Genomic DNA, 13,163 nt, shown 5'->3' on the forward strand with positions numbered 1-13,163 from the left:
TACCTTAAAATATTCATCACGAAGTAATACGTCCTGTTTCTTCATTGTATTTTTATAGTAAAATATAATTAAAAAATACTAATGTTCAGAAAATAATATACAAGAAAATTGGAGGCCTTTTCTTTATGGAACAATATCAGAATGTATATGATGTCTTAAATAAAATGAATATTCCGTATGAAGTTGTTGAACATCCTCCTGCTTTGACAACAGAAGAAGCAGACAGCTATATTGTTGGTAAAGAAGGTGTACGTACTAAAACACTTTTTCTTTGTAATAAAAAAAAGACTTCATACTATTTAGTCATTATGGATGATGCAAAGCGACTTGATATGGAGCATATCGCGGAAATTCTTAATGAAAAACGTATAAGCTTTTGTTCACCGGAAAGATTGATAAAAAAAATGGCATTACCTCCTGGTGTTGTTTCCATTTTTGGATTGCTAAATAATGATGAGCACGACATAAAAGTCTACTTAGATAAAGAGATGCTCTCTGAAAAATTTATGAGTTTTCATGCTAATGACAACACTAAGACTATTTTTATTTCTACAGAGGATATGTATAAATTCATAACAACAATAGGTTATGAATACTCTATTGTGGAACTTTAATAATATGTTTGAAACTATTTGTATATTTAGGAGCTGGAACACAGCTCCTTTTGTTATATCACTAAGGGGCAGCATTCCTTTAATAAATAAATTGATTTATTTAAGCAAAGTCAATCAAGTTTGTGAATAAAAGTACTTAAACAAAACGGCAGTTTAATTTAATATGCCTTTTCTTTTTTACTCAATTTATTGGAGAATTATGTTAATGTTAAATTGACAGAAAATTAAGTTTTAGGAGGAAGGTAGACGACTCCATTTGAAAGGTTGTGTTTATTTGGAAATCAAAACGGATACACCAAAGAAGTACGGTTTAATTAGTTATATTTCACTCACTATTGGAATAATTTGCTTTTTTGTTGTTTTTGTAACACCGACAAGAATAGCAAATATCGGGAGTTCAGTTGGGGATTATATAACATTTTCGCTTACAGGTATAGGTATCGTACTGTCTATAAAAGGGATAGAGAAGAAAACGGAGAAAAATGTAATTCCTATTATATCTTTAATCCTCTCCTCGTCTTTCTTTATATTCTGGATAATCATAATTTTTTTATTGTTTACTGGCCAAATTGAATTTGCTCCGTAGAGTGCAAATACTTTTTGAACTACTGAGTGCAAGAGTTAAAGATCGAGCTATCGTTACAGCAGCTTTTTCTTATTGTGCTGACGGAGCAGTTTAGTTAACGATGAGATTGTAAACTGTTCAAGAGAATTCTTCCTATTCGGAAAATAAAAACTTAAAAGGGTTCAGTCTTCCACTGTTATTGACGAGGCAAGTATCTTTTTATTGATTAGCTTTTTCCATTCTTTTTTTTAGCGCTTCGATTATTAACAGGGGAAGTTTATCCTTTTTAGCTATATCAATACTTGTTGTTTCTAGATTTTGTTTCCACTCTTTTTGAAGAATGGAAAATATTATTTCACTTTTCACATTGATCCACTCCTTTTTCATGGACAATTTTATTTAGGGATTCGCATCAAAAAAATTGACAAAGGTAGTACTCTGTATTATTATATAGATGTAATCAGTATTACTGAATATCTGTTACACCAAATAGCTGATTCAAAAATTTCATCTCACTATTTTGTAATACAGATTATTGTCATCACAAAGTACTAAAAAGAAAGAAGTAAAAAATATGAATAACATTACAGAAATGCTTAAAGGTGTGCTTGAGGGTTGCGTGCTAGAAATTATCAGCCGTGGCGAAACCTACGGCTATGAAATCACACAGAAGCTGCGAGCACTTGGCTTTAGCGACATTGTGGAGGGAACAGTTTACACCATCACGATGCGGCTCGAAAAAAATAAACTCGTGGATATTGAGAAAAAGTCATCCACAATAGGACCACCGCGCAAATTTTATCGGCTCAATGAAGCTGGCCAGCAAGAACTGGCAAATTTCTGGGCCAAATGGAACTTTGTCTCAAGCAAACTAAACGAATTAAAAGGAAGATAAAGGAGGAAAACAAACATGAGTATTTTAGAAAAAATCTTTGGAGATTTTAGCGAAAAAAAAGCCTGGCGTGAAATGGAAAACCGCGCAAAAGCCTTACCTGAAGACTACTACAACGCCTATAAAGCAATGCAAAAATATCTCTGGAACACTGGCGGCGTGATGGATTGGCAAGAAACGAAATTCGTCTTTAATCACATCATCGATCTTCTTGAAGAAGCCGCTGCCGATGGCAAGCGCGTTAAAGAAGTTACTGGCAACGACGTAGCAGCCTTCTGTGATGATCTTGCCATTGATGCAAAATCGTGGATTGATAAGCAACGTCAAAAACTTAACGATGCGATTAAATAATAGAACTTTGCTGAACAGCTTAGTATCTTAAAGGAGACTACAATGAACTTTTTAGAAAAAATAACCGGCAGCGATATGACTAAAGAAATGAAAGGTTTTGAAGCACGAGCAAAAGTCTTACCAGCTGAATATCAAACTGCTTGGAAAGAAATTATAAGTAATCTCTGGATTCACGGAGATTTCACTGGTCGTAATCTGATGCCGATTCTTGACAGTGCTCTTGAACTGCTTGAAGTTACATCAGCAGACGGCCAGAGCGTCGAAGAAGTACTAGGAGATGATATCAAAGGCTTCTGCGCAGCGCTTGTTGGTGACGAAGGCGCAAAAACTTATCGAGATAAATGGCGTGACCAACTCAACAAGAACGTAGAAAGAAAATTAGGAGGACTGAAATGAGTATTAAAGAAATCATCGAAGGCAAAAAAGAATGGAGAGCCCATGTTGCACGTGTCAAAGCGCTTCCACAAGATTACCAAATTGTCTATAAAGAGATTCAAAAATATCTCTTCAAAGTCGGTCCTGTTGAGCTAAATGAAGGTATCGGACTGCTATCGGAAATTCTCAGCTTCTTTGAAGAAGGCGCAGCTGCTGGGAAAGGCGTGCTTGAAGTCACAGGAACAGACGTTGCTGCTTTCTGCGATGCGCTAATTGAAGATTCAAAAACTTACGCTGATCTCTATCAAGAATCGATCAATCAAAAAGTCGATAAGGCTATGAAAAAATAGAAGGAACGTAGTACTTAGACGGCAAAATTCTATCGAACTTTTGCCTAAGTACTGTGTTAACTTCCCAAACTCGAAAGTATCGTTCGAGTTTGAGAAGTGTAGGAAATGAAAGAAAGAATCAAAATAGGCTGGGCACATTTTTCTCCATTTGAATCCCCCTAATGATCAATGTAAGAATATTGCACCAAAGACAAGAGCCCCAGTTATGACATAGGCCGGATGAACCTTCCATTTCTCTAGCAACAAGAAACTAGCTAGGATTAAAAAGATGGTCATAAACATTCCATTCCCCTGATAGGAATTCAAAAAGAAATCAACAGTTATGATTCCAAGGAGAACTGCAATGGCTGGTCGGATATTTTGTGTCATTTTCTTCACATTTGCTGAATCTTTATATTTATAGATAAGTCCTAAAAATAAAATCATCAAGATTAGCGATGGAGCGATCGTTGCAAATAAAGCGACGATAGATCCGATAAACCCCCCCTGCTGAAAACCGATATATCCAGCCATTTTGGTGGCAATTGGGCCAGGCAAGGAATTTCCAAAAGCAAGTACTTCACTAAATTGATGAACGGTCAGCCAGCCATAATGGTCTACCACTTCTTTTTCAATTAATGGGATAGATGCAGGGCCACCTCCATAGCCTAGAATGCTTGGAAGGAAAAAAGCCATAAAAATGTGTATGTATTTCATGAGATTGATTTCCCCCTATTTTTTAACTCCTAATTTGTTCTTATCATGTAATTTGGGTAACCAAGCTAGGGACATTAAGACAATAATAATAATCGCAGGATGAATCGAAAAAACCTCGATCGCAACGATACTGAATACCACGATGATGATATTTTTCAACCAGCCAAGTTCTTTATTAGCCATTTTCAGGAAATCCCATGTCATTACACCAAGCATCACGCATACAACAGGGACGACTGCCTTTGTCATCCCAGCCACCCATGACATATGCTTGAAACTCGATAAAGTAGTTAAGAGAATAATCATTAAAATGACAGTTGGAATGACCGTTGCGATAATCGCATTCAGCATTCCCCCTATCCCTTTTATTCGATATCCGATATATCCGGCCATTTTGGTGGCAATTGGTCCAGGCAAGGTATTAGCTAATGCTAAAGTATCGGCAAACTCCTTATCATCAAACCATTGATAACGTTCAACTACCTCCCGATGAATAAGAGGAATCGCTGAGGGTCCTCCTCCATAACCAAGCATACCAGACCTAAAAAAGGCGATAAAAATCGTTCGATGTTTCACATTTTGCTCATTTGAAGTTTGATCGTGTTGCTCATCTTCTTGCTGTTCTATTATCTTTGGTTGTTCTACCATACGGCTATCGCTCCATCTGTTCTCGGTTCTGTCCCGCCAAACAATACACCGGTTAAAGGGTCCCGCCAAATAATTTGTCCACGGCCAAATTCTGATGAGTCAACGGATACCTCTATCTGATGTCCCTTTTGAACTAATCCCTCCATGATGTGTCCTGGGACGCTTTTTTCAAGAAGGATATGATAATCCTTTATCCACTGCCATCTTGGGGCATCGAGTGCTGCCTGTGGGTTCATTTGAAAATCAATCATATTCATTAATACCTGTGTATGTCCCTGTGGTTGCATGAATGCACCCATTACACCAAAAGGTCCAATTGGAGTGGTTCCTTGCGAAATAAAGCCCGGAATGATGGTATGATAGGTTTTCTTTCCAGGAGCTAATGCATTTATATGGTTTCGATTCAAGGAAAAATTATGGCCACGATTTTGCAATAATATTCCCGTATCCGGCACCACGATGGCTGAACCAAAATCCATATAATTGCTCTGAATAAAGGAAACCATATTTCCTTCCTCATCCGCGGTAGCTAAATAAACTGTACCGCTATGCTGAGGTTGACCTGACTCAGGAAGACTTGCCACAGAATGAATGAATTCCCTTCTCTTCGCTACATAGCTTTCTGAAAGCAAAGCATCGATTTTTACTTTCATTGATCTTGGATCAGAAATGTGTTTTTCCCCATCTGCAAAAGCGAGCTTCATTGCTTCCAGTTGAAAATGGTATGTATCCAAATGCTCCTTCTCGTGAAAATGAAATCCTTCCAATATTTTTAATGCCATTAAGGCAACTAGTCCCTGACCATTCGGAGGAATTTCCCAAATGTCATAACCTTTATAATTTACTTTTATCGGATCGACCCATTCAGGTTGATATTGCTCCAGATCAACATTTCGGATAAATCCATCATATTGCTGGGATAATTGATCAATTTTTGCCGCAAGTTCTCCTTTATAAAACGCCTCTGCATTCGTTTCAGCTATTAACTCCAGTGTTTGCGCAAATTCCTCTGAGCGCCACACTTCCCCTATATTTGGCGCCCTTCCATCTGGAGCAAAGGTTTGGAAAAAAGCCTCGTATTCCTCTCCTTCTACTGTATTTTGCAATTCCTTCACAGCCCTTGCCCAATTTCTTCCTAATGTTGGAGATATCGGATATCCTTCTCTTGCATATTGGATCGCAGGTTTAAGTACTTCTTTAAGTGAAAGTTTGCCAAAACGATGGGAGAGTGCGGCCCATGCACTGGGTGCTCCAGGAACGGTAATGGGAATGAACCCTCTTTTTGGCATTTCGAAAATTCCTCTATTTTCTAACGCCTCAATCGAAAGTTGCTTTGGAGCTGGACCGCTAGCATTTAATCCATATAGAGATTGATTCGTCCACACTAGGGCAAAGGCATCTCCTCCAATCCCATTAGATGTTGGCTCAACCACGGTTAGACAAGCAGCGGTCGCAATCGCGGCATCAATTAATTGCATTGCCTCCTTTTTTTAGCATCTCAAGACCTGCTTGCGCGGCTAATGGTTGAGAAGTAGCTACCATGCCTTTTCTACCAATCGTACACACTCTTTTAGAGGCATATGGATAAGTTAAATACTCATGTTTCAATCATCGCACCTCCATCTTTATTATCCAAAATATGAAAACTTGAAGTTCTCACACTTATTTATTCTAAATCATTCGTCATTCATCCATAGCTTACAATCAAACAGCCTTACTCATGATTAATTTTTAAAGCTGCTTTAATCGATTCGCCACGTTGAACGGATACCCCAAAATAGATTAAAACAGCTTATAGTGCAGCTAAAGCCATTATTATATTTTCTTTTTGACAGCTAAAGCCCATTGTTCCAACTCTCCATATTTTTCCTTGCAATGGTCCAAAAGAACTCGCAACTTCAATTTCAAACGCAGTTAGAAGCATTTTTCTAACAGCTTCTCCATTTAAACCAGACGGAATTTCGACACAGGTTACCGTTGGGAACTTGCAACTCTCTTACCATACAAATTCAACCCCATCGTCTTAATTCCTGCCACTAATGCTTTTTCATGCAAAAGATGTCGCTGATATTGATTCTCTAACCCTTCCTCTAAGACAAAATGCAGCCCCTCCTTTTGCGATCCCTTTTATCCATAAAAAAAAGCCTTCACCATTACTACTGGTAAAAACCTTTTTTATTAGAATAAATGGTTTCTCTTAAAAGTACCATTCATCCATTTTTATCAGCTTATATTATGCCAAATACGCCTCTTGAACTTCGTGATTCGAAATTAATTCTTTTCCATTTCCTTGTAACTTAATTTCTCCATTTTGGATGACATAACCCCGGTCAGCAATATGGAGTGCTTGAAAAGCATTTTGTTCTACTAATAGAATGGTGATTCCTTCTTGATTTAACTCTTTGATGATCTCAAATATCTGCTCGACAATGATAGGGGCTAACCCCATCGAAGGTTCATCAAGCATTAATAAATCAGGGCCAAGCATGAGTGCTCTTCCCATCGCAAGCATTTGCTGCTCCCCGCCACTCATCGTTCCTCCTTTTTGCTCGAGACGCTCTTTTAATTTAGGAAAATACCGAAATACTCTCTCTAATCTTTCTTTAATGATCGCCTTATTTTTGACAGAAAAGGCTCCCATTAATAGATTTTCCTTAACCGTTAATTTAGGAAATATCCTTCTGCCCTCTGGAACATGCGCAATTCCGAGAAAGGTATTCTCGTGAGCAGGTCTGTTAGAAATTTCCTGGCCGTTATAGATAATATTTCCTGTCTTTACTTTTACTAAACCACTGATTGATTTTAATGTCGTAGATTTACCAGCACCATTACTGCCAATCAGGGTGACAATTTCCCCCTTATTCACTTGAACATCGATTCCCTTGAGCGCTTGAATTCCACCATAATAGGTTTCAACACGATTGATTTGCAGCAAGCTCATCCCTTATCCCCCTTAACCAGCATGCACAGCACCAGACCCTAAATAGGCTTCAATCACTTTCTCATTATTGCGAATCTCCTCTGGTTTCCCTTCAGCAATTTTTTCGCCATGATCCAGTACAAAAATATGCTCTGAAATTTCCATTACCAGCTTCATATCATGCTCTATTAGTATCACAGTCAGATTAAATTCCTCCCGCATTTTTTTAATTAACTGAGTCAAATTACTTGTTTCCTTCGGGTTCATCCCAGCTGCCGGCTCATCTAATAAAATAACTTTTGGCTTTGCTGCAAGTGCCCTCGCGATTTCTAATCTACGCTGAGCCCCGTAGCTTAAATTCATTGCTTTTTCATTTAAAAATGGAGCTAGTCCCACATATTCTAATAATTGATAAGCATCTACCTCTGCATGAAATTCCTCTTTACGCACACCTGGACGATTAAATAAAGTCCCCAGTATTCCCGCCCGTAAATGCGTGTGCATCCCCACCAAAACATTCTCAATGACGGACATTTCATCAAATAGACGGATGTTTTGAAAGGTCCTGGCGATCCCTCTTTTCGAAACATCATGTGGCTTAAATCCATTGATTTTTTTATTTTCCAACAAAATGGAACCTGAAGTTGGTTGATAGACTCCTGTAATCATATTAAAAAAGGTTGTCTTACCTGCACCATTTGGTCCGATTACCGCTGTAATCGAGTTTTGTTCAAAGGTCATCGAAATATTTTGATTAGCGGTTAACCCACCAAATTGTTTTGTTAAATTTTGCACTTCAAGAATAGACATTCAGCCTTCTCCCTTTCTAAACCTGTGCTTTTTCTTCATGCACAGTATTGGAAATGATTTGGTCAGTTGCTGATTTTCCTTTTTTTAACTTTTCTTCATCAAACTGCTTATTCTTAGCCGGAATTAAGCCTTGCGGTCGGTATAGAGCAAAGAGAATTAATAACCCCCCAAAAAGAAACCGCTGCATTTTCGATGGAGATAAGGCTTCAGGAATATGCACTGCACCAGATAAGGTTAATTGATTTAACCAATTTGTTAATTCGGTTAATACTTGAAGGTTTAAAATTGTCATTACAGCTGCACCAAGAATAACACCAGGTACACTTCCCATTCCCCCAAGAACCACCATGACCAAAATCGTAAAGGATTCAAGCAGAGTGAAGCTTGTTGGATCGACGAAGGTTTGCTTAGCAGCAAAGACGACACCCATCATTCCTGAGAAGGATGCCCCAATGGCAAATGCCGTAAGCTTTGTCTTTACTAATGGAATTCCCATAGCTTGGGCAGCAATTTCATTTTCCCTTATTGCCTTCCAGGATCGTCCAATTTTTGAATGTTCAAAACGAAGGACAGTAAATATCGTGAAGATTAATATCACAAGCACAATATAATAGAATTGGCTTGGATAAATAAATTCCATTCCAAATAGCTTCGGCGGAGTAATAGAAGCAATCCCCATCGCTCCGTTTGTAATATTGATTGGTTTATCAAGGTTATTGAAGACAATCCGAATAATTTCTCCAAATCCAAGTGTGACAATCGCCAAGTAATCTCCTTTTACCCTTAGCACCGGAACGCCGATTAAAATACCGAATAAAGCAGCAACTAAGCAACCGACAATAATCAGGCCCCAAAAGCTTGCACCGGATAATGGATAGTGTCCAAATGGCATAAAATTAGCAGCCTGAGGAGTCGCAAATATCCCATATGTATAGGCACCAACGGCAAAAAATGCGACAAAGCCTAAATCTAGCAGACCAGCCATTCCCACAACAATATTCAATCCGAGGGCCATAGCAATGTAGATTCCTACCAAAGTTGCTACCTCCATATAGGCCTGATACCCATCACCATGACTTGCGGTAAACGGAAGCAAAAAAACAAGCACCACAAAAGCGATTAACCATTTAGTTAAATTTTTAAAATTGGTAAAGTAAAGCATTAACAGGGAAGCTAGCAGCAGTAAAAAGGCGGTTACTGACTTTTGCGCTAAAAATAAACTTAAAGACGTTACTCCAATATAAATGAGGAGGAAGATAGCCTGAGCCGCCTTATGGTTTTTATATGTATTCCATAATGATTTCATATTCTCACCTACACTTTCTCTGTAACGGATTTACCAAGTAAGCCTTCTGGTTTAAAAATTAACACAATAATCAGAATAATAAAGGCGAATACATCCTTATATTCAGAACCAAAGACACCACCTGAAATAATGGATAAATTAGCTGAAGCGAACATTTCCATCAAACCAAGTAATAATCCACCCAACATGGCACCGCGAATATTTCCAATTCCCCCCAAGACAGCCGCAATAAATGCCTTTAACCCTAGAATAAAACCAATATAAGGATCAATCGTTCCGTATTGAACGGCAAATAATACCCCTGTTGCTCCACCTAAAGCTGAACCGATAAAAAAGGTCATGGAGATGACTTTATTTACATTTACAGTCATGAGCGAGGCAGTTTCCCGGTCTTGTGCGACAGCTCTCATGGCCATCCCCCATTTGGTTCGATTAACAAAAATATCAAGGATAATCATCATAATAACTGCCGTTACGAGGACAATAATGAATGAGGATTTAATCTGAGCATCATTGAAAACCGAGCTTAAAGCTGATGCTTTAATTGAAATTTGTTTTGTAAAAAGGCTTGGACCCGTTAAAATGTAGTTCCCGTTCTTTAGTTCTGCAATAAATCTTACAATATCTTGAAGAACAAAAGAGAGTCCAATTGCCGTGATAAGAGCGATGAGCTTTGGCGCCTTTCTTAAAGGCCTGTAAGCTACCCTTTCTATTCCCATTCCTAAAAAACCTGTTAATAGGGCTGTAATTAATAAGACAACAAATAACATGACAATTGCAGGAAGAGCAGCTACCCAGCCGATTCCTGTTAGTACAATTAAAATCGCGGTTCCGATAAAAGCACCCGTCATAAAAATCTCACCATGTGCAAAATTAATTAATTCTAATATTCCATAAACCATTGTATAACCTAATGCAATCACCGCATAAACCGTACCTAATGTCAGGCCATCGATCAAGACCTGCGGGATTGTATGTAAAATCTCATGCAGCATCCTATACCTCCTATCTCCATTCTTTATTGAAAAAGGGTACGTCCTCGATTATTTCATGAGTCATACCCTTTTTCATAAATATGGTTATTATTTAGCAACTTCACCTACGAATTCAGCTGGATATTTTGCTTCTTTAAATTGATATATAAATACTTTTGCAAATTCATTATCGCCTTTATCATCAAAAGTGATTTTTGTTAGAGCACCTTGATAGTCGTTTACACTACGAACAGCTTCTGCCAATTGTTGACGCGTAGGCTTTTTATTATCGTTCGCCTTGATTGCATCCTCCAATCCTTTTAGGACTGCACCCATTGAGTCATAGCCATAAACGGAATAGGATTCTGGATCTTTATTAAAGGATTTTTTGTAATTTTCAATAAATTTTTTCCCTGAATCACTCTTTGTAGAATCCCCTGCAACAGATGTGATATAAGTATTTTTCACAGAATCTCCTGCAATTTCAACAAGAGTGGAGGAATCCATCCCATCTCCACCCATGAAAGGAATATTGATTCCTTTATCACGAGCTTGCTTAATTAGAAGACCACCTTCAGCATATAAGCCACCGAAATAAACTAAGTCAGGCTTTTTTGAGAGAATTTGGTTAAGAACTCCGTTAAAATCTTTTTCACCGACTGTAATTCCTTCGAATCCAAGAACTTTTGCTCCAGCCTTCTCTGCACCTTCTTTAAAAGCATTCGCAAGACCAGTGCCATACGCCGTCTTATCTTGAACAATAAAAATCTTCTTTGCCCCAATTGTATTAACGGCATAATCAGCTCCAGAAGGACCCTGAGAATCATCGCGAGCCACGATACGGTTGACTGTTTTTAAACCTCGATCGGTTACTTCAGTTGCCGTATTCGCTGGAGATACCATTGGAATACTATATTTCTCATATACCTCTGAAGAAGGAATGGCAACACCAGAATTATAATGTCCGATGACAGCAAGGATGTCTTTATCAGATGCAATTAATTGGGCATTGGCGACCCCTTTTTTCGGATCCCCTTGATCATCATAAGGGACAAGCTGTAGTTCAAAGCCTAAGTCTTTAAATTTGTCCTTTTGCTCATCCAACGCTAACTGAGCGCCAAGCTTGATTGCCTCTCCAACCGTTGCACTTCCACCTGAAAGTGGACTTTGTGTTGCAACTTTAATTACTTTTGACCCATCTGTCTTCGACTCGGTGCTGCTAGTTTCGGATTTTTCACCACAACCAGCCAATAAACCTAAAGCTAAACCACTAGCCATAAGCAATGAAAAAGATTTTTTAAACTTCATTTTAACCCTCCCTATTTCTCAAATTAAACAGTCACACAAAGTCTCCTTATGTATTGTTTTGCTATAGGAGAAAAGTAGTATAACTACTAATAATAGTACCAATCTTCTAAATATTTTGTCAATAATTATGTGAGAAAATCTTACATATTTTCCATAGATTTATCCTAATACCATATTATATTAAAAAAGCCTTGTATTAGTACTTTTATTCAACCTGAAAAATAAGAATGATTGTTCTTGAGAAACTATATTTGGAAGATTATTTAACATTGTTGCTCTTGATTCATAGCGAGTAAAAAATACATCACTCACCAAGAATAAGTAGAAGCATCATTTTGGTATTTGTTCTCTTTTAGTCATTTTTCTCCCCCGCCTTCCGAGTAAAACCAAACTTATTGTAGACAATATTTATTATCAATTGTGAACTAATTTTTTAATATAAAGGAAAATAAGTTGCCTAGATGAATTTTACTGGCATACTTTTAAACTTACACATATAATTGCATGATTTCGGAAAAATAGGGAGTATATAGGAGGAATATGATGAACTACTTAAATATCTTTGTTGATCTAGTCATTGGTTATTTCGCCCTATTTATAGCCGTAAAATTTCTTGGGAAGACACAAATTAATCAAATTACTCCTTTTGATTTTATCTCCGCACTTGTCTTAGGTGACCTTGTTGGAAATGCAATCTTTGATAGACATGTTGGTCCCTGGAAGATTATTTTCGCGATTGTCGTTTGGGCCCTATTAATATTTTTTACTGAAATTGCTACACAGAAGTCAAGAACCTTACGACTTTTATTTGAAGGCAAAGCCTCCATTATTATTGAAAAAGGAAAAATTAATTGGAAGGAAATGAAAAAAAACCGACTTGATATTGACCAATTAAAGCAATTGCTCAGATCCAAAGATGTCTTCTCGCTTCGTGAGGTGGAATATGCCATTTTTGAAAATAATGGAGGTATTAGTGTTCTTCGAAAACCTGAATCGGAATATCATACGCTTCAGGATTTTAAAACGAAAGGTGAAGAAAAAGTGATTCCTCTTACCATCATTAGTGACGGGGATATTTTATACAAAAACTTAAAAGAAGCTGGGTTAAATGAAGAATGGCTTTATAAAGAATTGCTAGCAAATGGTGTCAGTGGTCCTAAGGAAATTTGCTATGCAGAATGGCAACCAGGAAAATCCATTTATTTTCAGCAATACTAGCTTATTTAATGATGACGTAAAATAGTTTGTGTAAGAAAAATCATAGACAAAAAAAAGAAGACAAAGTACTCTCGGTTTGTCCAGAACCTTAATGAGAGGAGACTTTGTCTTATGTCTAACACTAATATACCTCAAT

The 13,163-nt window shown here is 37.6% G+C and carries 15 protein-coding genes and 1 pseudogene; 7 read left to right on the top strand and 9 right to left on the bottom strand.

Going from position 1 to position 13,163, the window contains the following annotated elements; genetic code table 11:
• Positions 1–125 precede the first annotated feature (125 nt).
• Both ACE38V_RS18910 and ACE38V_RS18915 read left to right on the top strand, forming a co-directional pair.
• Positions 126–614, top strand: a complete 489-nt coding sequence (locus tag ACE38V_RS18910; protein WP_375843692.1) for a prolyl-tRNA synthetase associated domain-containing protein — start codon at positions 126–128, stop codon at positions 612–614.
• A gap of 274 nt (positions 615–888) precedes the next feature.
• The gene (locus ACE38V_RS18915; RefSeq protein ID WP_375843694.1) at positions 889–1,200 is read left to right on the top strand and encodes a hypothetical protein; all 312 of its coding nucleotides are present in this window, start codon (positions 889–891) and stop codon (positions 1,198–1,200) included.
• 198 nt (positions 1,201–1,398) lie between these two features.
• On the opposite strand, the gene ACE38V_RS18920 is transcribed toward ACE38V_RS18915, so the two are convergent.
• Positions 1,399–1,545 (bottom strand): hypothetical protein, encoded by a 147-nt coding sequence (locus tag ACE38V_RS18920; protein WP_375843695.1) that lies wholly within the window; start codon positions 1,543–1,545, stop codon positions 1,399–1,401.
• A gap of 208 nt (positions 1,546–1,753) precedes the next feature.
• Between ACE38V_RS18920 and ACE38V_RS18925 the strand changes: the two genes are divergently transcribed.
• From ACE38V_RS18925 to ACE38V_RS18940, 4 genes are read left to right on the top strand one after another with little or no spacing between them, the layout of a single operon-like run.
• Complete coding sequence (locus ACE38V_RS18925) at positions 1,754–2,074, top strand: PadR family transcriptional regulator (RefSeq protein ID WP_375843697.1); 321 nt, start codon at positions 1,754–1,756, stop codon at positions 2,072–2,074.
• A gap of 15 nt (positions 2,075–2,089) precedes the next feature.
• Entirely contained in the window at positions 2,090–2,422 is a 333-nt protein-coding gene (locus tag ACE38V_RS18930) for a DUF1048 domain-containing protein (protein WP_375843699.1), read from the top strand.
• A 42-nt stretch (positions 2,423–2,464) separates the two neighbouring features.
• On the top strand, positions 2,465–2,818 hold the full coding sequence (locus ACE38V_RS18935; protein WP_375843700.1) for a DUF1048 domain-containing protein: 354 nt from the start codon (positions 2,465–2,467) through the stop codon (positions 2,816–2,818).
• A complete protein-coding gene (locus tag ACE38V_RS18940; protein ID WP_375843702.1) occupies positions 2,815–3,147 on the top strand; it encodes a DUF1048 domain-containing protein in 333 nt (110 codons plus the stop codon). The genes ACE38V_RS18935 and ACE38V_RS18940 overlap by 4 nt, the downstream gene beginning before the upstream one ends.
• A gap of 165 nt (positions 3,148–3,312) precedes the next feature.
• Here the strand turns inward: ACE38V_RS18940 and ACE38V_RS18945 are convergent, their stop codons facing one another.
• The 8 genes and pseudogenes from ACE38V_RS18945 to ACE38V_RS18980 form a co-directional block, all read right to left on the bottom strand.
• Positions 3,313–3,843, bottom strand: a complete 531-nt coding sequence (locus tag ACE38V_RS18945; RefSeq protein WP_375843703.1) for a chromate transporter — start codon at positions 3,841–3,843, stop codon at positions 3,313–3,315.
• 15 nt (positions 3,844–3,858) lie between these two features.
• Positions 3,859–4,419 (bottom strand): chromate transporter, encoded by a 561-nt coding sequence (locus ACE38V_RS18950; RefSeq protein ID WP_375843723.1) that lies wholly within the window; start codon positions 4,417–4,419, stop codon positions 3,859–3,861.
• Between the two features lie 65 nt (positions 4,420–4,484).
• Positions 4,485–6,099 (bottom strand): annotated as a pseudogene (locus ACE38V_RS18955) (gamma-glutamyltransferase family protein).
• Positions 6,100–6,724: 625 nt separating this feature from the next.
• Complete coding sequence (locus tag ACE38V_RS18960; RefSeq protein WP_375843705.1) at positions 6,725–7,432, bottom strand: ABC transporter ATP-binding protein; 708 nt, start codon at positions 7,430–7,432, stop codon at positions 6,725–6,727.
• Between the two features lie 12 nt (positions 7,433–7,444).
• Positions 7,445–8,221, bottom strand: a complete 777-nt coding sequence (locus tag ACE38V_RS18965; RefSeq protein WP_375843707.1) for an ABC transporter ATP-binding protein — start codon at positions 8,219–8,221, stop codon at positions 7,445–7,447.
• A gap of 16 nt (positions 8,222–8,237) precedes the next feature.
• Positions 8,238–9,527 carry a branched-chain amino acid ABC transporter permease gene (locus tag ACE38V_RS18970; protein WP_375843709.1) on the bottom strand — a complete coding sequence of 430 codons (1,290 nt, stop codon included), beginning with the start codon at positions 9,525–9,527 and terminating at the stop codon, positions 8,238–8,240.
• 8 nt (positions 9,528–9,535) lie between these two features.
• Positions 9,536–10,522, bottom strand: coding sequence for a branched-chain amino acid ABC transporter permease (locus tag ACE38V_RS18975; RefSeq protein WP_375843710.1), 987 nt, complete (start codon positions 10,520–10,522; stop codon positions 9,536–9,538).
• Between the two features lie 87 nt (positions 10,523–10,609).
• Entirely contained in the window at positions 10,610–11,809 is a 1,200-nt protein-coding gene (locus ACE38V_RS18980; RefSeq protein ID WP_375843712.1) for a branched-chain amino acid ABC transporter substrate-binding protein, read from the bottom strand.
• Positions 11,810–12,352: 543 nt separating this feature from the next.
• Here ACE38V_RS18980 and ACE38V_RS18985 point away from each other — a divergent pair.
• Positions 12,353–13,027: a DUF421 domain-containing protein gene (locus tag ACE38V_RS18985; protein WP_375843713.1), complete on the top strand. Its 675-nt coding sequence runs from the start codon at positions 12,353–12,355 to the stop codon at positions 13,025–13,027.
• The last annotated feature ends 136 nt before the right edge of the window (positions 13,028–13,163 follow it).

This window comes from Cytobacillus sp. Hz8 (assembly GCF_042263505.1).
GTDB lineage: Bacteria > Bacillota > Bacilli > Bacillales > Cytobacillaceae > Bacillus_BE.